The sequence below is a fragment of the Streptomyces sp. NBC_01317 genome (assembly GCF_035961655.1).
GTDB lineage: Bacteria > Actinomycetota > Actinomycetes > Streptomycetales > Streptomycetaceae > Streptomyces.
Genome location: NZ_CP108393.1, coordinates 4,522,117 through 4,542,500, shown reverse-complemented (window position 1 = coordinate 4,542,500; position 20,384 = coordinate 4,522,117). Strand labels below are relative to the sequence as shown.

Annotated in this window: 12 protein-coding genes; 7 read left to right on the top strand and 5 right to left on the bottom strand. The window is 72.9% G+C overall.

Annotated elements, in window-relative coordinates; all coding sequences use genetic code 11:
* Window positions 1-631: 631 nt before the first annotated feature.
* The gene (locus OG349_RS19580) at window positions 632-1,198 is read right to left on the bottom strand and encodes a MarR family winged helix-turn-helix transcriptional regulator (protein WP_161312212.1); all 567 of its coding nucleotides are present in this window, start codon (window positions 1,196-1,198) and stop codon (window positions 632-634) included.
* Between the two features lie 123 nt (window positions 1,199-1,321).
* Between OG349_RS19580 and OG349_RS19575 the strand changes: the two genes are divergently transcribed.
* Window positions 1,322-2,644 (top strand): MFS transporter, encoded by a 1,323-nt coding sequence (locus tag OG349_RS19575; RefSeq protein ID WP_327238627.1) that lies wholly within the window; start codon window positions 1,322-1,324, stop codon window positions 2,642-2,644.
* Window positions 2,645-2,664: 20 nt separating this feature from the next.
* Here the strand turns inward: OG349_RS19575 and OG349_RS19570 are convergent, their stop codons facing one another.
* Both OG349_RS19570 and OG349_RS19565 read right to left on the bottom strand, forming a co-directional pair.
* Window positions 2,665-4,371 (bottom strand): ATP-binding SpoIIE family protein phosphatase, encoded by a 1,707-nt coding sequence (locus OG349_RS19570; RefSeq protein WP_327235837.1) that lies wholly within the window; start codon window positions 4,369-4,371, stop codon window positions 2,665-2,667.
* A gap of 259 nt (window positions 4,372-4,630) precedes the next feature.
* Complete coding sequence (locus OG349_RS19565) at window positions 4,631-6,109, bottom strand: NAD(P)/FAD-dependent oxidoreductase (RefSeq protein WP_327235836.1); 1,479 nt, start codon at window positions 6,107-6,109, stop codon at window positions 4,631-4,633.
* 344 nt (window positions 6,110-6,453) lie between these two features.
* On the opposite strand from OG349_RS19565, the gene OG349_RS19560 reads away from it, so the two are divergent.
* Together OG349_RS19560 and OG349_RS19555 are read left to right on the top strand one after the other, a co-directional pair.
* Window positions 6,454-7,197, top strand: a complete 744-nt coding sequence (locus OG349_RS19560; protein WP_327235835.1) for a TetR/AcrR family transcriptional regulator — start codon at window positions 6,454-6,456, stop codon at window positions 7,195-7,197.
* A gap of 897 nt (window positions 7,198-8,094) precedes the next feature.
* Complete coding sequence (locus OG349_RS19555) at window positions 8,095-10,185, top strand: sigma-70 family RNA polymerase sigma factor (protein WP_442806274.1); 2,091 nt, start codon at window positions 8,095-8,097, stop codon at window positions 10,183-10,185.
* A 773-nt stretch (window positions 10,186-10,958) separates the two neighbouring features.
* Here OG349_RS19555 and OG349_RS19550 read toward each other — a convergent pair.
* Complete coding sequence (locus tag OG349_RS19550; protein WP_327235833.1) at window positions 10,959-13,148, bottom strand: asparagine synthase-related protein; 2,190 nt, start codon at window positions 13,146-13,148, stop codon at window positions 10,959-10,961.
* Between the two features lie 633 nt (window positions 13,149-13,781).
* On the opposite strand from OG349_RS19550, the gene OG349_RS19545 reads away from it, so the two are divergent.
* The 4 genes from OG349_RS19545 (at window position 13,782) to OG349_RS19530 (ending at window position 19,208) form a co-directional block, all read left to right on the top strand.
* Window positions 13,782-15,284, top strand: coding sequence for a sporulation protein (locus OG349_RS19545; RefSeq protein ID WP_327235832.1), 1,503 nt, complete (start codon window positions 13,782-13,784; stop codon window positions 15,282-15,284).
* Window positions 15,285-15,567: 283 nt separating this feature from the next.
* On the top strand, window positions 15,568-16,812 hold the full coding sequence (lhgO, locus tag OG349_RS19540) for an L-2-hydroxyglutarate oxidase (protein ID WP_327235831.1): 1,245 nt from the start codon (window positions 15,568-15,570) through the stop codon (window positions 16,810-16,812).
* Window positions 16,813-17,076: 264 nt separating this feature from the next.
* Complete coding sequence (trmB, locus tag OG349_RS19535) at window positions 17,077-17,868, top strand: tRNA (guanosine(46)-N7)-methyltransferase TrmB (protein WP_327238626.1); 792 nt, start codon at window positions 17,077-17,079, stop codon at window positions 17,866-17,868.
* Between the two features lie 50 nt (window positions 17,869-17,918).
* Window positions 17,919-19,208 (top strand): PrsW family intramembrane metalloprotease, encoded by a 1,290-nt coding sequence (locus OG349_RS19530; protein WP_442806273.1) that lies wholly within the window; start codon window positions 17,919-17,921, stop codon window positions 19,206-19,208.
* 212 nt (window positions 19,209-19,420) lie between these two features.
* Here OG349_RS19530 and OG349_RS19525 read toward each other — a convergent pair whose 3' ends face one another.
* Window positions 19,421-20,365, bottom strand: coding sequence for an aldo/keto reductase (locus OG349_RS19525; protein ID WP_327235830.1), 945 nt, complete (start codon window positions 20,363-20,365; stop codon window positions 19,421-19,423).
* Window positions 20,366-20,384: the final 19 nt, after the last annotated feature.

The window sequence follows — 20,384 nt, the reverse complement described above, 5'->3', positions numbered from 1 at the left end:
ACCGGTAATCCGGTAGACACCTCGTAAGAGCCGGGACCACCGGTCGGAATAAGACCCGTGATCCACAGCGTCCTCGCTGTGTTTCATTCAAAGGAACCACCAACCCACCAACCACAAGGGTTGAGTAGGCCGGGGTATCAACATATCTGGCGTTGACTTTTGGCACGCTGTTGAGTTCTCAAGGAACGGACGCTTCCTTCGGTCCCGTCTCCGGGGCCCTCCGGGCGCTTCCCTTCGGTATTTCGTGTTTCCGACTCTATCAGATGCTTTCGTATCCGATTTCCCCGGCCGGCGGGGCTGCCTTCCAGGTTTCCGCTTTCGCGTTTCCCTTTCCGGCGATTCCGACTCTACCAGAACCTTTCGGGCCTGATTCCCAGTCAGAGGGGGCTTGTCCTCCCGGCCCTTCGGCCGTTCCGACGTCCCGAACACTAGCGGATTCCCCAGGCGACTCATAATCGAGAGATCGGGAGTTCGAAATGTATTTCGGCATGCGAAAAAACATCCCGGCTGGGAGATCGTGCTGAGTTTGGGTGCCGCATCCGCGGCGGGAGTGGCTGCCGCCGGGCCGTACCGGCCCCGTGACAACTCGAAGAACCTTACGGATCCGGCAAGGGGCTGTCAAGCCCCCCGTTCAGTCGAGATCCGTGAGCCGTCCGCCCGCGTCCGGCTGGGCGTGTTCCACCCTGCGCAGCAGGCGGATCAGCATCTCGCCCAGCACCCCGCGCTCGTCGCCCGAGAGGTCCTGGAGCAGCTCCTCCTCGAAGTCCGACGCCATGCGCATGGCCGCGAGCCACTTCGTACGGCCCACGTCGGTCAGCTCCACGATCACCCGTACGCGGTTGTTCTCGTCGCGGTCGCGGGTGACCAGGCCGTCGCCCGCCATGCGGTCGATGCGGTGGGTCATGGCGGCCGGGGTGAGGCCGAGGCGCTTGGCGAGTTCGCCGGGGCCCAGGCGGTAGGGGGCTCCGGAGACCACGAGGGTCTTGAGCACCTCCCACTCGGCGTTGCTGATGCCGAGGTCGGCGACCTGTCGGCCGTACGCGACGTTCATGCGGCGGTTCAGGCGGCCCAGCGCCGAGACGATCTTCTCGACCTGGGGGTCGAGGTCGCGGAATTCGCGCTGGTAGGCGGCGATCTGCTCGTCGAGGCTCGGCTCCTGGAGGCCCTGTGGGGCGGGCTTGGCCGGGGTGTCGGACATCGGGGAAGTATCGCACGCATGCGCGTTGGCTTCTAAGTCCTTCGATGTGTATTGTTAAGGTATTAACTTTAGCTTCTAAGTCTTCGGACGTCAGTTCTTAGGTGGGTGAGTGTGACCAGGGAGTTGGGCGCGGCCATGCGCAGGATCCAGGCGGGCAACGCGCTGAGCGCGTTCGGGCTGGGGTTCACGGTCCCGTACCTCTATGTGTACGTGGCTCAGGTGCGGGACCTGGGCGCCAGTACCGCCGGTGTGGTGCTGGCCGTCTTCGCCATGGCCGCTCTGGTCGTCCTCCCCTTCACCGGCCGGATCATCGACCGGCGCGGTCCGCTGCCCGTACTGGTGAGCGGGGCGGTGCTGGCCTCGGCGGGGGCTCTCGCCATGGGGTTCTCGGGGAGTGTGCCGACTGCGGTGATGTCGGCGGCGCTGCTCGGTGCCGGTACGGCCGTCATGCAGCCCGCGCTGGCCACGATGATCGTGTGGTGCTCGACGGCGGCGACCCGCACGCGGGCCTTCGCGACCCAGTTCTTCCTGGCGAACCTGGGGCTCGGGGTCGGCGGGCTGGTCGGCGGTCAGATCGTCGACCAGGACCGGCCGGGCAGCTTCACCCTGCTCTTCGCCGTCGAGGCCGTGATGTTCCTCGTCCTGGCGGGCATGGCCGCCTCGGTGAGGCTGCCCCGTCCTGCCGCCTTCGCCGTGAGCGCGCTGTCCAAGGAGGACAGGGGCTCCGCAGGGGGCGGGCTGCGGGCGCTGCTCCGTCACCGCGCGATGGTGCAGCTGCTCGGGCTGGGCTTCGTGGTGTTCTTCGCCTGTTACGGGCAGTTCGAGTCGGGGCTCGCCGCGTACGGCACCGAGGCGGCGGGGATCGACCCGTCGACGCTCGGGGTCGCGCTGGCCGCCAACACGGCGGTGATCGTGATCGCGCAGTTCGTGGTGTTGCGGCTGGTGGAGCGGCGGAGCCGTACGCGTGTGATCGCTGCTGTCGGGCTGATCTGGACCGTGGCCTGGATCGTCGCGGGGTACGCGGGGCTCGGGCACGGCAGTACGACGATGGCGACGGCCGCGTTCATCTCCACGTACGCGCTCTTCGGGCTCGGTGAGGCGATGCTCGCGCCGACCGTCGCGCCACTGGTGGCCGATCTGGCGCCGACGTCGATGGTCGGGCAGTACAACTCGGCCTTCGCGCTGGTCAAGCAGCTGGCGCTGGCGGTCGGTCCGGCGGTGGGCGGTCCGTTGGGGGCGTCGCTGCACGGGCCGTACATCGTGACGTTCGTGCTGTTCTCGCTGGGGATCACGGTGCTGGCGCTGCGGCTCGGCCGGCGGCTCACGCCCGCGCAGGACCGGCCTTCGCTCGTGTCGGTCTCACGGGTGGTCGCGCGGCGGCTGCCGGAGGGCGCGGAGAAGGCGGAGCCCGTGACGACCGAACCCGTACCGGAGCGGGTGGGCTGACCACGCGGGACGGGCTCGTGTCAGCGCGGTAGGGCGAATTCGCACCAGACGGCCTTGCCGCCGCCCGGGGTACGGCGGGATCCCCAGGACGAGGCGATCGTCGCGACGATGGAGATGCCGCGGCCCGCCTCGTCGGCCGGTTCGGCGCGGCGGCGGCGCGGCAGGTGGTCGTCGCCGTCCGTCACCTCGATGATCAGCCGGCGGTCGGTGCGGCGGAGTCTGAGGCGCATGGGCGGGGTGCCGTGCTGGAGGGAGTTGGCCACCAGTTCACTGGTGGCGAGCACGCCCAGGTCGCGCAGTTCGACCGGGAACCGCCAGGAGGAGAGCACTCCTGAGGCGAAGGCGCGGGCGCGCGGGGCGGCCTCGATGCCGCCGAGCAGGTCGAGCGCCGCGTTGTGGAACAGCTCGGCGTCCGGGCCCGTACGCGCCGGGTACTGGAGGACGAGCACGGCCACGTCGTCGTCGTGGTCCGCCGTCACGCCGAGGGAGCGGATCAGCCGGTCGCAGACGACCTGGGGTGAGCCCTTGGCGCCCGCGAGGGCGCGTTCCAGGGACTCGATGCCTTCGTCGATGTCCTCGCCCCGGCGCTCGACGAGGCCGTCCGTGTAGAGCACGGCCGTGGAGCCGGGCGGCAGCGCGATGCTGCCGGAGGTGTGCTGCCAGCCGCCGGTGCCGAGCGGGGGGCCTGTGGGGTCCGCCGCCCGTTCGACCGAGCCGTCCTCGTCGCGTACCAGGATCGGCAGGTGGCCGGCGGAGGCGTAGACGAGGCGGCCCTCGTCGGGGTCGTGGACGGCGTAGACGCAGGTGGCGATCTGGCTGGCGTCGATCTCCGCGGCGAGTCCGTCGAGGAGTTGCAGCACTTCGTGCGGGGGCAGGTCGAGGCGGGCGTAGGCGCGTACGGCGGTGCGGAGTTGGCCCATGACGGCGGCGGCGCGCACGCCCCGGCCCATGACGTCGCCGATGACCAGGGCCGTACGGCCGGCGCCGAGGGTGATGACGTCGTACCAGTCGCCGCCGACCGCCGCGTCCTTGCCGCCCGGCTGGTACGTGGCGGCGACGCGCAGGTCGTCGGGCTGCTCCAACTCCTGCGGGAGGAGGGAGCGCTGGAGGGTGACGGCGGTCTGCCGGTGTCTGCGCTCGCTGGTGCGCAGCCGTTCGGCGGCCTCGGCGTGGTCGGTGACGTCGGCGGCGAAGATGAGGACTCCGCCGGAGTCGGCGCAGCCGACGGGGGTGCAGGTGACCGTGTAGGAGCCTTCGCCGGTCTCGGGCCTGTCGGGCCTGTCGGGCCTGTCGTGGCGGTCCTGGCGGTCGGGGCCGTCCTGGTGCCGGTCGGACCGGCCGCGGACGTGGACCTTGCGGGACTTGACCGTACGGGGCTTGCCGCTGCGCAGCACCTGGTCGAGCAGCGGCAGGAGGCCCAGCTCGGCCAGTTCGGGGCAGCTGTCCGCCGCGAGCGCGCCGACGGTACGGGGGCCGAAGGCGGCCGCGTACGCGTCGTTGACGTAGGCGAGGCGGTGCTCGGGGCCGTACACCAGGGCCACCAGGGCGGGTAGTTCGCCCAGAATCTCCCGTACGGAGAGGTCCTCCAAGGAGGGGACGCCGTCCGGCGCGGGGTCGGGCTGCCGCTCGTACTCACCACGGGCCGCGGGCACGGAGCCGCGGTCGGTCCGCGCGGCGGCGCGGCGCTGCGTACCGGGGAGCCGGGCGCTCCAACGCGTGAAATTCACGTCTGTTCAGGCCTCATGGGGTCGTGTTGCTGTTCGTCTTGGCCGAGCGGAGCCGAGCGTGCCGGATCAGTCGGTGCACCGGATCACTCTGTGCAGAGGTGAGCCCACCTATGGTCACACGCGGGTCACGGCTCCAGTGTCGCCGACCGGACGGGCGGCGGGCACCGGCGGAGCGCCGGTCGTCGGGATCACCGGTGGTGTCACCGGTGACAGGGCCGGTGAGGTCGCCGGTGACGCGACCGCTCCTCCGGCGCCGGCGTCAACGCTCCTTGGACGGGTCGTCCGGCGTGTCCTTGGGCGTGTCCTCGGTGTTGTAGCCCTCCGCCACGTTGGTCTTCCAGCCTCCCGCGGGGTCGGTCCTGCGTCCTCCCGCGGCGAGTTCGAATTCGGCGCGCGGGTGTTCCAGTGAGCCGAGGGAGACGATCTCCCGCTTGAAGAATCCCGAGAGGGTCCATTCCGCGAGCACCCGGGCCTTGCGGTTGAAGGTGGGGACGCGGCTGAGGTGGTACACGCGGTGCATCACCCAGGCCGGATAGCCCTTGAGCTTGCGTCCGTAGACGTGCGCCACGCCCTTGTGGAGGCCGAGGGACGCGACGGAGCCCGCGTACTTGTGACGGTAGTCCTGGAGGGGTTCGCCGCGCAGGGAGGCGAGGAGGTTCCCGGCGAGGACCTTGGCCTGGCGGACGGCGTGCTGGGCGTTGGGCGCGCACTCCGTGCCCGGTTCGGCGGCGGTCAGGTCGGGTACGGCGGCGGCGTCGCCGGCGGCCCAGGCGTGCTCGGCGCCCTCGACGCCGAGCTGGGCGGTGCAGGTGAGGCGGCCGCGTTTGTTCAGGGGGAGGTCGGTGGCGGCGAGGACCGGGTGGGGCTTGACGCCGGCCGTCCAGACGAGGGTGCGGGTGGGGAAGCGGGTGCCGTCGCTGAGGACGGCGACGCGGTCCTCGCAGGAGTCGAGGCGGGTGTCGAGCCGTACGTCGATGTTGCGGGCGCGCAGCTCTCGGACGGCGTAGCGGCCCATTTCCTCACCGACCTCGGGGAGGATCCGGCCGGTCGCCTCGACGAGGATCCATTTCAGGTCCTCGGCCTTGAGGTTGTGGTAGTACCGCGTGGCGTAGCGGGCCATGTCCTCCAGTTCGGCGAGGGCCTCGACGCCCGCGTAGCCGCCGCCGACGAAGACGAAGGTGAGGGCGGCGTCGCGGAGGGCGGGGTCGCGGGTGGAGGAGGCGATGTCCATCTGCTCGATGACGTGGTTGCGCAGGCCGATGGCCTCCTCGACGGTCTTGAAGCCGATGCCGTGTTCGGCGAGGCCGGGGACGGGGAGGGTGCGCGAGACGGAGCCGGGGGCGAGGACGAGTTCGTCGTAGGGGACGTCGACGGTGCCGTCGCCCTCCTCCTCGGCGCCGAGGGTCCTGAGGGTGGCGGTGCGCTTGGCGTGGTCGATGGAGACGGCCTCACCGAGGAGGATCCTGCATCCGGACAGCACCCGCCGGAGCGGGACGACGACGTGGCGGGGGGAGATGTTCCCGGCCGCCGCTTCCGGGAGGAATGGCTGATACGTCATATAAGGCTCGGGGGTGACGACGGTGACCTCGGCCTCGCCGCTTCTGAGCTTCCGCTGGAGGCGCAGCGCGGTGTACATGCCGACGTAGCCGCCACCGACGACAAGAATGCGCGCGGGAGCCGCGGCGGGGGGCGCGGCGGGCGGGGGTGCGGGGGTCGTCCCCCGGGAGATCTCAGCCATCACTCCCCCATGACGCAACGCCCTCAAGGCTTTGTCCACAGCCCCGACAAATTGTGTGACCGGAGGCGGTCGGCGGAGCGGGGTGCGCAAATGCGCCGGTAATGCCGGAGGAAGCCAGGTCAGAGCGGGTGGAGAGGGGTGAGGGGGATGGTTGAATCACCCATCTTCCGGTCCTTGCTCCGATCGGGGCATGCTCCGTGCGGAACTACCCCCTTCTGAATTGACCCGGGCTCAACTATGTTCGTACCTCGTCGGGGTGTACGGCCTGTGACGGGACAGGCTCACATCGTCGACTGTCAAGCGGGGAGTCTCCGGGGGGAGACATCATTACCGGGGGAACGCTTATGCACATTCAGGATTCGCATTGGCAGGCTGCCGTCGTCTCGGACGGGGAAGGCCGGTTGGGTGCGGGCGGGCGATCGGCTCCGCTCCGCGTGGACGCACAGCGCAATCTGGAGCATGTACTGCGAGCGGCTCGCGAGGTGTTCGGCGAGTTGGGGTACGGGGCGCCGATGGAGGACGTGGCGCGCCGGGCCCGGGTGGGTGTCGGTACGGTCTACCGGCGGTTCCCGAGCAAGGACGTGCTGGTGCGGCGGATAGCCGAGGAGGAGACCTCCCGGCTGACGGACCAGGCGCGTACGGCGCTGGGGCAGGAGGAGGAGCCCTGGTCGGCCCTCTCCCGCTTCCTCCGTACGTCGGTGGCGTCCGGCGCGGGACGGCTGCTGCCTCCCCAGGTGTTACGGGTGGGCGTGGACGGCGACGACCCGGCGGAGGCGCGCGGTCAGGCGCCCGAGGGCCGGGTGCCCCAGCAACGGCAGGCGGGCCAGCCCGATCTGCGGGTGGTGGAACCGCGCCTGTCGGTGGACGACCTGGACGATCCGGGGGCCGTGGAGCTGCTGGAGGTCGTGGGCCAGCTGGTGGAGCGGGCCCGTGAGGCGGGTGAGCTGCGCGTCGACGTGACGGTGGCGGATGTCCTCCTGGTGATCGCCACGGCGGCACCGTCCCTGCCGGACGCGGCGCACCAGGCGGCGGCTTCGGCACGGCTGCTGGACATCTTGCTGGAGGGGTTGCGGTCGCGGCCGGCGTGAGGAGTGGCGGGGGCGGGCGCCCGGACTCGTGAGCGGGTCGGTGCGTTTTGCGCTCGGCGCGAGGTGCCTTGGCGGTCGGCGGGGTGTGCGTCCGGCGGGGGGCGTTCGGCGTCCGGCGCCAGGGGCCCTACGGGTCCTCGCACCGAGGTCCCTTTCCGTCCCATACCGGGCGGCCTCACCGGTCCGGACCGGGTGCCTTCGGCGGTCCGCGCCGGGTGGCCTTCGGCGCGCGACCTTGCTCGAACTGGCGTACTTTCAGGGGCTGTTGAGGCTTCCCCGAACGGGTGAAGTGTGGGGCTCGGGCCCGGGAAACGACCCCGGACGGGTGGTTGCGGAGCTTGAGAGGGCTTGGGCGCGACGCGCTGTGGCACGCTGACCGGGTGTGTGGGTCGGACAGTGCGTGCGGGGGCTTCCGCGATGAGCGGTGATGGACGGGACGAGCCACTTGGTGGCGGTACGGAGCCGCCTGGCGGCGGCGCCGAAGGGGGTACGGAGTCTGACGGCCCGACGTCCTGGCAGGTACCGAACCAGAGCGGCCCCAGAAGGCCGTCGGCGCCGGGAGGCGCGAGTGCGGCCGGTGTTCCGGGGGGCCGCCTGGGTGGTCCCGGTGTTCCGGGAGCGCCTGGTCGACCTGACGGTCGCGGGGGGCCGGGAGGCCTAGGCGGGCCTGGTGGCCCAGGCGCCCCGGGCGGTCCGGAAAACCCCGGTCAGCACCGGGGGCCCGGTGGCGTCGGGCGTCCCAGCGGGCCGGGACGCTTTGGTGGTCCCGGGTGGCCTGGGGGTTCTCATGGGCCCGCTGGCCCCAACGGTTCTGCTGGCCAAAGCAGTTCCGCTGGCCCCAACAGTTCTGGTGACCCTTACGGACCTGGCGGCCCTGGTGCTGCGGATACTGCGGGCGTGCCGGGTGTGCCGGAGCAAGGGGGGCCGAGCGAGGCGGCCGTATCGGAGCGGGGTGGGCCCAGCGACGCGGGTGTGCCTGAGAGGGGTGGGCCCCGGGACGCGGGGGTGCCTGAGCAGGGGGGGGCCGGGGGGGTTGGTGGGGGTGGCGGCTTCCTGCCTGGGCCGGCTGCCGGGTCCGGTCGCGGTGGGCTGGGGGGTGGGGGGCTTCCGCCCCTGTCCGATGGGGACGGCAGTGTGCCGTCGCAGCGGGAGCGGGGGGCCGAGGACGACCCCCGGTTCGGCGAGGAGGTTGACGTACCTACGTTGGAGCTGCCTGCTGCCAGCCTGCTCAGGTCGGACGCCGACCTGGTTCAGCGGATGCGGGACGGCGACGACAGCGCGTACGAGGAGCTGTTCCGCCGCCACTCGGACGCGGTGCGGCGCTACGCCCGTACCTGCTGCCGCGACGCGCACACCGCCGACGACCTGACCGCCGAGGTGTTCGCCCGTACGCTCCAGGCGGTGCGCGGCGGGGCCGGGCCCGAGCAGGCGGTCCGTGCCTACCTGCTGACGACCGTACGGCGCGTCGCCGCGTCCTGGACGAAGTCCGCGAAGCGCGAGCAACTGGTCGACGACTTCGCGCTGTTCGCGGCGCAGGCCGCGCGCGTCGCGGAGGTCTCGGACGTGGACACGCTCGACCTGGGCGCGGACGTACGGGCCATGCACGACGCCGAGCAGTCCCTCGCCATGCAGGCGTTCCGCAGCCTTCCCGAACGCTGGCAGGCGGTGCTCTGGCACACCACCGTCGAGGACGAGTCGCCCAGCGAGGTCGCGCCGCTCTTCGGGCTGAGCGCCAACGCGACGGCCGTACTGGCCGGACGGGCGCGCGAGGGGCTCAAACAGGCGTACCTCCAGGCCCATGTGAGCACCGCGCTCACCTCGGGCGGCGACTGCGCCCGCTATGCCGACCGGCTCGGCGCGTACGCGCGCGGCGGGCTGCGGATGCGGGCGGAGCGGGGGCTGCGCAAGCACTTGGAGTCGTGCGCGAAGTGCCGCGTCGCGGCGGGGGAGTTGGCGTACGTCAACTCCGGCATCCCGGCGCTCGTCCCGATCGCGGTCATCGGCTGGTTCGCGGCGGGCTACTCGCTCAAGGCGGCGGGGATCATCGCGGGCGGCGGGGCCGCGGGAGCGGCGGGCGCCGCGGGGGCCGCCGCTGCGGCCGGGGGCGCGGCGGGTGGGGCTTCCGGTGGTACGGCTGCCGGTTCCGCGTCCGGGGCCGCGGCTGCCGAGGGGCTCGGGGCGCCGGTCAAGGTCGGTATCGCGGGGCTGGTCGTCGTCGCGACGGCCGGTCTGGTGTGGGCGCTGGTGGGCAGCCCGGAGGACGCGGCCCGGCCGGACGCGAAGCCGCCGGCGGCGCAGCCGGTGCTTCCTGGAGTCCCGGTGCCGTCTTCGTCCCCGGCGAAGCCCGGTGCGCCCGCGCCGCGGGTGTCGAGGCCTTCGCCTCTGTCCACTGCGTCCCGTACGTCCGCGCCCAAGCGGCGTGCCGCACCGGCCCGGACGCCGTCTTCTGCGCCTGCGCCTGCGCCTACGCCTGCGGCACGGCGGCCTTCGGCGAAGCCGAGCGTGAAGCCCACGCCCAAGCCTGCGAAGCCCGTTCCTGTTCCTGCGCCCCCGCCTGCCGTGTACCAGGTGAACCAGCTGAAGTACGGCGTCCTCGGGGACGGCACCGCGCCCGAGGTGCGGCTCGGCGGGAGCGGGTGGCTCTGGCAGCGGTCGAGCGTCTCGATCGGCGGCACGAAGTACGCGTCCGGCGTGACGATGCAGGCGGGGTCCTCGGTGACGATCGACCTCAACCGGAGCTGTGCCTCGTACGAGGCGATGGTGGGGGTGGACGACATGACCCTCGGGCTCGGTTCCGTGCGCTTCTCCGTGTACGGGGACGGGGGGCGGTTGTGGCGGTCGCCGGTGCTGAGGGGGGGTGGGGGGGCGGTTCGGGTGTTTGTGGGGATCGCTGGGCAGCGGTCGATTCGGCTGGTGGTGGATCCTGAGAGCGCGTTCGACGGGGTGGCGCTGGCGGATTGGGCGCGGTCTCGTATCGCGTGTCGGTGATCGGCCTGGCGGCCGTGCTTTTGTCCTCAGTCGCCGGGACGGGCTTGTTTGTGCGTCTGCCCGGTGCGGGCGGGTGCGGCTTACTGATTGTCCTCAATCGCCGGACGGGCTTGGTTGTGCCCGCTGCGGGCCGGTGGTTTGGGTGCGGGTTGTTGCCGGGGGCCGGGCAGGGGTCGTGTCCTGCACTGCATGTTTTACGTCGCGTTCGGCGGGTCGTTCAGTTCACCGGGGCCTTGCGACACAAAACACGCTCTACGTTCCGGACACGACCCCTGCCCGTCCCCCTTCCACGCCCGCGTTCAAGACAACCCCCGGCCCGTCCGGCCTTGGGGGGCACGGGGGCACCATCCTGCCCGTCCGGCGTTTGAGGACATTGGTAAGCCGCGCTTGCGTACCGGGCAGAGGCCACACTCCAGCCCGTCCGGCGTTTGAGGACGTTGGTAAGCGGCACTGTCCACCGGGCGGAGGCGAGGCTCCCCGGGCCGGCGGGGTCGTTCGGCTCACCCTCGGCGTGAGGGGGGTGGGGTCGGAGGAGGTGCGTGTGTCCGGACGTAAAGCGTGTTTTGTGGCGCATGACTACCGGTGAGCCAAACAAGTCCCTGAGGCGCCGTAAAACATGCAGTCCGGACATACGCACCTCCGCAGGCCCCACCCCCCGCCACCACGACACACCCAGCCCGTCCGGCGATTGAGGACATCAGTAACCCGCGCCCACCACCGGGGCGCAGACGCCCCTCCGGCGCGAGGACAAGCAGTAAGCGCAACGAACACCGTCACGCGCGCAACGTCGGCCGCGCCACCACCCCCACCGCCCGCCGCCGAGGCGCAGCCGTGCCCGTCCAGCACGTGCCCCGGCGCGAAAGCAACCGCCGCAGCCACAGCTCCGTCGAGACCAGGTCCGCGAGGCCGTCCAGCGGCACCGGCTCGCCCTCCGCCGCCGCCCGCAGCGCCTTGCGGACCACGCGGGCCTCGATCAGGCCCGCGTCCGCCAGGAGCGGCGCGTCGAAGAGGGCCAGCAGGTCGCTGATGGCCAGGCGCAGGCCCGCCCGGGTGGCCGCCGCCGTGCCGGCCCGGGACGTCGCGCCCCAGCCGGGTGGCAGGTCATGGATGCCGGCGCCCGCGAGGACCGTGCGCAGGACGTCCGCGCGGGCGCCCGGCTGGACGCGCAGTGCCTCCGGCAGGAGGCGGCAGGCCCGGACTACCTGGTTGTCGAGGAAGGGGGCGTGGAGGCGCTGGCTGCGGATCTCCGCGGCCTGTTCCAGCACACGGTGGTCCGCGGCGTACCGGGCGAGCGCCGCCCGCGCACGGGCCTCGCCGGGGCGCGGCACGGACGTGGGGCGGGTCGCCGCCGTCGACAGGCGAACCGATACTTCGGCCAGCGCCTCGCCCGTGAGCCAGCGGGCGGCAGGACCGGGCCGGGACCAGGTGAGCGCGGCGAGCGACGCGCCCAGCGGACCGTCCCCCGCGGGCGCGAGCGGCGAGCGGTTGGCCTCGGGCAGGCGGGCCGCGGCGGCTTCGAGGCCGGTGCGGTACGGCGTACGGGCCAGGCGGCGGGCGGCCCGGTAGACGGTGAGCGGGACGAACAGCGAGGCGGGCGAAACGCCTTCGGCCTTGGCGACGGCCGCGACGGGCGACAGGAGGTGGCGTCTGCGCCGGTCGAGCAGCAGGTCGGCGAGGCGGGCGGGGTGCGCGTCCAGGACCTCGCGGGCGCCCGCCCCGGTGAAGTGGTCCGCGCTGCCCGCCGCGAGTCTGCGCCGGTTGCGTTCGGCGAGGACGAGGGAGGGGCCCGGCTCGTCGGTGAGCGGGCCCTCCAACTCCGCGTACGGCAGGGCCTCCTCGCCCGCCGCGACGACGACGTGGTGCAGCCGGGGGTTCGCGGCGATGGACCGCGCCCGCTCCAGCTCCGCCTCGTCGCGCCCGCCGGTGGCCAGGTCGTTGAAGGTGACGGCGAGCAGCCGCTCACCCGCGCCGGTGCCGTGCCCGAGGATTGTGCCGGGCGCGCCTGGCAGCCCGGCGGCGAGCAGCGCGAGGGTCCCGGAGGCGCTGCCGCCCGACAGGTCGGCGCCGATGCCGGGCACCGGCGCCCCGCGGGCGGCGCGCCGTTCGGCGGGCCCCATGCCGGGGACGGGCCCGGGGTCCGGCGGCAGGGTCTCGGGGGCGTGGCGCGGGGCCGTCAGCCGGGCCCGTACGGCTTCCACGAGGGCGTCGCGGACGCCCTCGACGGCCCGGTCGGGGTCGAGTTGCGGCGCGGCGACGGCGAGGGAGGCGACCTGTTCGTACCCGGTGATCTCGCGGGACCCCTCGCGCAGGATCAGGGCGTGCCCGGGCGGGATGCGTTTGACCCCGTCGTACGGCGTGGCGTCGCGCAGCGCCTCCGGGCTCTCCGGGCAGGCGAGGAGGGCCGCCAGGTAGCCGATGTCGAGCTGTGCCTCGATGAGGTCGGCGAGGGGTAGGGCGGCGGTGGCGTACGCGGTGCCGGCCGCCCAGGGCGTGTAGAAGACGGGCCGGGCGCCGGCCAGGTCGCCGACGACGGTGATGCGGCGGCCGATCTGCGCGACGGCGGTGTAACTCCCGGGCCAGGCCGTGAGATGCCGCAGCGCCCCGCCGCGCGCCGCGAAGAGCCCGACGCGGAGTTGTTCGTCGGTGGCGCCGCAACAGCCTAGGATCGCGAGGCGGTTGACGGCGTCGATGGTGACGACCCGTACCTCGTCGGGGCGCCAGTCGCCGACGGCCCAGAGCGGATCGGGGTCTCCCCACAGGAGTTGGGAGCCGACCGGGTGGACCGTACCGCCCCCCGTACCGCCCCCCGAGACATCGCCGTCGGCGAACCCGACGGCTCCCGCCGTACCGTTGCCGCCCGCGTGCCCGCCGACCGCGCCGGCCACGGACCCGCCGACGCTCCCTGCCGTGCCCGCCGTTCCGAAACGCGCGGCGATACTGCTCCACCCCACCAACCAGCGCATCGCCGCCTCCACAGCCTGTGGACAAGTCACATCGAGGGCCGTCCCGGCAGCTCGGTCCGAAGCGTGGACCTTAGCCCGATCCGAGCCGTTCGGGGACATGCTGCCACGACAACAGCACACAGGAGGGGCCGCCGGTAGCCCCCGGGCGGCGGACGCGCGACAGGCGCGAACACGCGAATGCGCCATTGGCATGGGCCGGATGGCCAGGAAACAGCCCTCGGCAGACAGGCAGCATTCAGCCAATCTCCGGGCTCGACACGGCTCCGAAACGCCGTCATACGTTCAGTCCGGGAGGCGGAAAACGCCTCCCGGACTGATCCACCGCCCGCGGGGATTGGGGCGGCGGTGTCCCCCAGCCCACTGGTTCCAGTACGCAGTGGGCCGACCCACGCAGGACTCATGGAAGCGCTCCCGCTCCTCCGGGGCCAAGAGCGCACGGCCGGGCGCACGGCCACACACCCGGAGCACGAACATCATGACGGGGTCTTACGCGCGGCCTCCCGCACGGACAACAATCCCGCCATAGGGAAGTCCGCCCCTTAACGGTCGGGATGTGGCGAACTACGCTGGGTTTACGAATGCCGCGCGCCTATGCCGCGACGTGGCGGCCGTCTGTGTGTCGAGGGGTGGCGCATGTCCAGGGAGCTACGCGGGCCGAACGAAAAGCTCGGAACCGTTCTCGCCCTCGCGGGAATCAGCAACGCCGGCCTCGCCCGGCGGGTCAACGACCTGGGGGCGCAGCGCGGGCTGACCCTTCGCTACGACAAGACCTCCGTGGCGCGGTGGGTGTCGAAGGGGATGGTGCCGCAGGGTGCCGCGCCCCATCTCATCGCCGCCGCCATCGGCGCGAAACTGGGACGGCCTGTCCCACTCCACGAGATCGGCCTGGCCGACGCGGATCCGGCCCCCGAGGTCGGTCTCGCCTTCCCGCGCGATGTGGGCGAGGCGGTGCGCTCCGCCACGGAGTTGTACCGGCTGGACCTGGCGGGCCGCAGGGCGGGCAGCGGGGGCATCTGGCAGTCGCTGGCCGGATCCTTCGCAGTGAGCGCTTACGCGACCCCCGCGTCGCGGTGGCTGATAACACCCGCGGACTCGTCCGTGGCACGGGATCCGACGGTCGCGCGGGCCGCGCAAGGAGCGCACGGCAGTCCTGGCGCGCACGGCGTGTCGGCCGGTCAGGGCGGGCCCGGCGGCGACTCCGCGGGAGAGATCTCACCTCTGCGGGTGGGCCACAGCGACGTGGCCAAACTCCGGGAGGCGGCGTCCGACGCCCGGCGCTGGGACTCCAAGTACGGCGGCGGGGACTGGCGTTCCTCCATGGTGCCCGAGTGCCTGCGGGTGGACGCGGCGCCGCTGCTCCTCGGGGCGTACAGCGACGAGGTGGGCCGCGGCCTCTTCGGGGCGACGGCCGAACTGACCAGGCTGGCCGGCTGGATGGCCTTCGACACCGGACAGCAGGAGGCGGCGCAGCGCTACTACATCCAGGCGCTGCGGCTGGCGCGCGCGGCGGCAGACGTGCCGCTCGGGGGGTACGTACTGGCGTCGATGTCGCTCCAGGCGACCTACCGGGGCTTCGCCGACGAGGGCGTGGACCTGGCGCAGGCGGCGCTGGAGCGCAACCGGGGGCTCGCGACGGCGCGCACGATGAGCTTCTTCCGGCTGGTGGAGGCGCGGGCGCACGCGAAGGCGGGCGACGCGGTGGCGGCCGGGGCGGCGCTCAAGGCGGCGGAGGGGTGGCTGGAGCGCTCGCGCGACGGCGACGCGGATCCGGCGTGGCTGGGCTTCTACTCGTACGACCGGTTCGCGGCCGACGCCGCCGAGTGCTACCGCGATCTCAAGGCGCCGCGCCAGGTGCGGCGGTTCACGGAACAGGCGCTGTCCCGGCCGACGGAGGAGTTCGTACGGTCGCACGGTTTACGTCTCGTGGTGAGCGCGGTGGCGGAGCTGGAGTCGGGGAATCTCGACGCGGCGTGCGCGGCGGGCACCCGGGCGGTGGAGGTGGCGGGCCGTATCTCGTCGGCGAGGACGACGGAGTACGTACGCGATCTGCTGCACCGCCTGGAGCCGTACGGCGACGAGCCGCGTGTGGTGGAGCTGCGGGAGCGCGCACGGCCGCTGCTGGTCTCCCCGGCGTAGCGCCGGTGCACGCCTCAGGGCCGGCGCGCGCCTTGACGCCGGTGCACGCCTTGGTGCCGGTACGGGCCTTGGTGCCGGTACGCGCCGTGGCGCCGGTGCACGCCGTGGCGCCGGCGCACGCCCGCTGTGTCCGCCCGCTGCCGTCCCGGACCCGTCCGGGCCGGTCCGCAGGCGGGCACGGCCGTACGCCCCCGGAACGCCTCCGGTGCGCCCGGCTGCCCGCACGTGGTTTGGCGGCGTTGTCAGCGGGCCAGTGCACTATCGGGGTGGGAGGTGGCACACGATGGACGGACGCGCGGGCTTCGACTGCGACGTGCTGGTGATCGGCGGCGGGATCGTCGGCCTGTCGACGGCGTACGCGATCACGCGCGCCGCTCCGGGCACCCGCGTGGTCGTGCTGGAGAAGGAAGCGGGGCCCGCGCGGCACCAGACGGGCCACAACAGCGGGGTGATCCACAGCGGGATCTACTACCGCCCGGGGTCGCTCAAAGCGCGGTACGCGGTGCGCGGCTCGGCCGAGATGGTCAAGTTCTGCGCGGAGTACGGCATCGCGCACGAGGTCACCGGCAAGCTGATCGTGGCGACGCGGCGCGACGAGCTGCCGCGGCTGCACGCGCTGGTCCAGCGGGGCCGGGAGAACGGGATTCCGGTGCGGGAGCTGGGCCCGGCGCAGATCATGGAGTACGAACCGCAGGTCCGGGGCCTGGCCGCGATCCACGTCGGGACGACGGGGGTGTGCGACTTCACTGCGGTCGCGGAGCAGCTCGCGGAGTCGGTGCGGGCGGCGGGCGCGGAGGTGCGGTACGGCGCGGAGGTGACGGTCGTCGACCGCCGCGCGTGGGGGGTCGCGGTCCGTACGGGCACGGGGGACGGGACGGGCGCGGGGAACGCGGGGGCAGTGGTGCGGGCGCGGGCGCTGGTGAACTGCGCGGGGCTCCAGTGCGACCGCGTGGCGCGGCTCACGGGCGACGACCCGGGGATGCGGATCGTGCCGTTCCGGGGTGAGTACTTCGAGCTGGCGCGGCCCGGCCTGGTCCGGGGGCTGGTCTATCCGGTGCCGGACCCGGCGTTCCCGTTCCTCGGCGTGCATCTGACGCGGTCCGTCGACGGCGGGGTGCACGTGGGGCCGAACGCGGTGCCCGCGCTCGCCCGGGAGGGCTACCGGTGGTCGGACGTACGCCCCGGGGAGCTGGCGGGCACGCTCGGCTGGCCCGGCTCCTGGCGTACGGCCCGGAAGCACTGGCGGTACGGGGCGGGCGAGCTGCACCGCTCGCTGTCGAAGCGGGCGTTCGCCACGGCGGTACGGCGGCTGCTCCCCGCGGTGACGGACGCGGACCTGCGGCCCGCGGCGGCCGGGGTGCGGGCGCAGGCGGTGCTGCGGGACGGCACCCTGGCCGACGACTTCCTGATCCGCCGGGGGGCTCGTACGGTCCACGTGCTGAACGCGCCGTCCCCGGCGGCGACGGCGGCGCTGCCGATCGGGCGCGAGGTGGCGGCGAGGGTGCTGGAGGTGCTGGCGGAGAGGTGAGGCGGGGGTTCCGGTTTCCGCGGCGGGCTCGGTCGACGGAAGCGCTCGGGGGCCCGGCGGACCCGGTCGACAGGAGCGCTCCGGGGCCCGGCCGACTCACCCGGACGGGCGTGCCCGGGGACTCCGTAGAATCGGAGCATTGTGGCCGAGCCCGAGAAGACCGAGATGACCCAGATCGCCGAGACACCCGAGAGCAGCGCTGCTGACGGCGCCGGCTCCAAGGACAACACCGCCAAGCGGATCGCCGCCCACCACGGCACGGTCATGAGCCGGATGTTCCCCAACGGCACCGGACCCGCCGCCGACCCGGCGGGGTCGCACTTCGAGCGCCGTATCCGCAGCTTCCAGCCGCGCCGCAGCCGGGTGACCGCCGGGCAGGCCGACGCGCTGCGCCGCAAGTGGCCCTCCTGGGGGCTGGACGTCGACGGACAGCGCGCCGTCGACCCGGCCGCGCTGTTCGGCGGGCTGCCCGTCGTCCTGGAGATCGGCTTCGGGATGGGCGAGGCCACCGCGCAGATGGCCGCCGCCGACCCGGGTACCGGAATCCTCGCCGTCGACGTGCACACCCCCGGGCAGGGCAACCTGATCCGTCTCGCGGAGCGGAACGGGCTGTCCAACATCCGGGTCGCCAACGGGGACGCGATCATCCTGCTCAGGGAGATGCTGCCGGCCGCCTCCCTCGACGGGCTGCGCGTCTACTTCCCCGACCCCTGGCCCAAGACCCGGCACCACAAGCGGCGGCTGATCCAGCCGGAGTTCCTCGACCTCGCCGCCGACCGGCTGCGGCCCGGGGCCGTACTGCACTGCGCGACCGACTGGGAGCCGTACGCGGAACAGATGCTGGAGCTTCTCACGGCCCACCCCGGCTTCGAGAACACCCAGGAGGACGGCGGTTACGCGCCGCGCCCCGCGTACCGGCCGCTGACCCGGTTCGAGGGCCAGGGGCTCGACAAGGGGCACGCGGTGCACGACGTGTTGTTCCGCCGGGCGCCCGCGCCCGCTCCGGCAGTGCAGCCCGCTCCCGCACCCCAACTCCCCCCGGGTGACGCGGAGTAGTCGATCAGGCACCGTCGCCAGACGCCGGTGCCGCTGGTTAGGGTCGACAGGTGTCAGCACCGCCCCCGCAGTCCCCCGCGCCCGACGGCGGGCCCGCCCTGCCGCGCCGCGTGTTCTGGCGCCGCCGTACGTTCTGGGCCCACCGGGCGGTCAGAGCGACGGCGGTGATCACCACACTCGCGCTGTGCGGCCTGGTGATCCTCCTGCTCGTCCGCGACCAGACCGGCACCGAGGGCTTCCTCGTCGGCCTCGGCCTCGCCGTCCTGCCCGTACCGCTGCTCATGACGGTCTTCCGCTGGCTGGACCGGGTCGAGCCCGGCCCGTGGCGCAACCTGCTGTTCTCGTTCGCCTGGGGCGCCTGCGCCGCCGCCCTGGTGGCCATCCTCGCCAACTCCCTGGCCACGCGCTGGATCGCCAACGCGACCGCCGACCCACGGGGCGCGGAGTCCCTCGGCGCCACGGTGATAGCGCCGGTCGTCGAGGAGAGCGCGAAGGCCGGCGCGATCCTGCTGATCTTCCTGTTCCGCAGAAGGGAGTTCACCGGGCTGGTGGACGGCGTGGTGGTCGCGGGCTTCTCCGCCACCGGCTTCGCGTTCACCGAGAACATCCTCTACCTAGGCAACGCCTTCGGCGAGGACCAGTACACCGGCGGCTCCGGCCTCACCTCCATGACCGTCGCCACCTTCGTCGTACGCATCCTGCTGTCGCCCTTCGCCCACCCGCTCTTCACCGTGCTGACGGGCATCGGCTTCGGGCTGGCGGCGGCGACACCCCGTCACCACAGGCTGCGCAGAAGGGTGTTGCCGCTGCTGGGCCTGGCGGTGGCGATGGGCCTGCACGCGCTGTGGAACGGCTCGACATCGCTCTTCGGCCCCTACGGCTTCTACCTGGTCTACGCCGCGTTCATGGTCCCGGTCCTCGGGCTGGTCACCTGGCTGGCGATCTGGAGCAGGCAGCGCGAACTGCGCACGATCTCCGCCGAGTTGCCCGCGTACTCCGCCGCCGGCTGGCTGGTCCCCGCCGCGCCGCTCGCGCTCTCCTCGATGCGGGCGCGCACGACGGCGCGGGACTTCGCGGGCCGTACGTACGGGGCGCGGGCGGCCAGGGCCGTCGGGGAGTACGAGGCGTTCGCGACGTCGTTGGCCTTCCTGCGGCACCGGGCCGAGCGGGAGGCCGGCGCGCCCGACTTCGCCGAGCGGGAGCGGGAGTTGCTGCACCATCTGTGGCAGCGCAGGGGGATCGCGGGGCCCGCGCTCACGTACGCGGCGCGGGCCACGGGCCGGGTACGGGTGCCGCCGCCGTACATCGACTACGACGGCTACAACCCGTACCGCGACTGACAACTCCCCCTACGCGCTGTGCCGTCCCTTTCGGACCTAGGGCGTGTCCGCAAAGTGGGGTCGTCCGCCCGGAGGGCGGGGCTCGCGGGGTCTGGTGCGTGCGATCGCAAGGCGGAGGACCCACCCCGTACTGGATGTACGGGGTGGGTCCGACAACGCCGCTAGCGCGCGTGCCAGACCCCGCGAGCCAGGCCCCACTTTGCGGACACGCCCTAGGCGGATGCGGCGGTCAGGTCCGCCAACTCCTCCGCCGTCAGCTCCAGTCCGGTCGCCGCCAGCAGTACGGGCAGCTGCTCGACGGTCCGCGCGGACGCCAGGGGCGCCACCACGGTCGGCTGCGCCGCCAGCCACGCCAGCGCGACGGTGCCGACCTCGACGCCACGGGCCCCGGCGACCCGGTCCAGCGCGGCGAGCACGGCCAGGCCCCGCCCGGTCTCCAGGTGCGCGCCCGCCCCCGCCGCGCGCGGGCTGTCGACCGTCGTCCCGGCGCGGTACTTGCCCGTGAGGAAGCCCGCCGCGAGAGACGAGTACGGCACGGTCGACAGCCCGTGCTCGGCCACGAGGTCCTGGAGCGGGCCCTCGTACGTGTCGCGGGAGACCAGGTTGTAGCGCGGCTGGAGGACTTCGTACCGGGCCAGCCCCTCGCTCTCGGAGAAGGCGAGGGAGGCGGCGAGGCGCTCGGTGCTGAGGTTGGAGGCGGCTATCGCCCGGACCTTGCCGTCCTTCACCAGCTGGTCGAGCGCGGTGATGATCTCCTCGACCGGCACCTCGGGATCGTCGAAGTGCGTGTAGTAGAGGTCGATGTAGTCCGTACGCAGCCGGCGCAGCGACTCCTCGGCCGCACCCTTGATCGTGGCCGCCCGCAGGCCCTTGAACTGCGGGTGGGCGCCGACCTTGGTCGCCACGACCACCTCGGAGCGGTTGCCGCGCGCGGCGATCCAGTTGCCGAGGACGGTCTCCGACTCGCCGCCCTGGTGGCCGGGGGCCCAGGAGGAGTACGTGTCGGCGGTGTCCACGAAGTTGCCGCCGACGGCGGCGTATCCGTCCAGGACGGCGAAGGACTCGGCCTCGTCGGACGTCCAGCCGAAGACGTTGCCGCCGAGGGAGAGGGGGAAGACCCGGAGGTCGGAGGAGCCGAGGGTGAGCAGATCTGTCATGAACTGCCCCAACGACGCG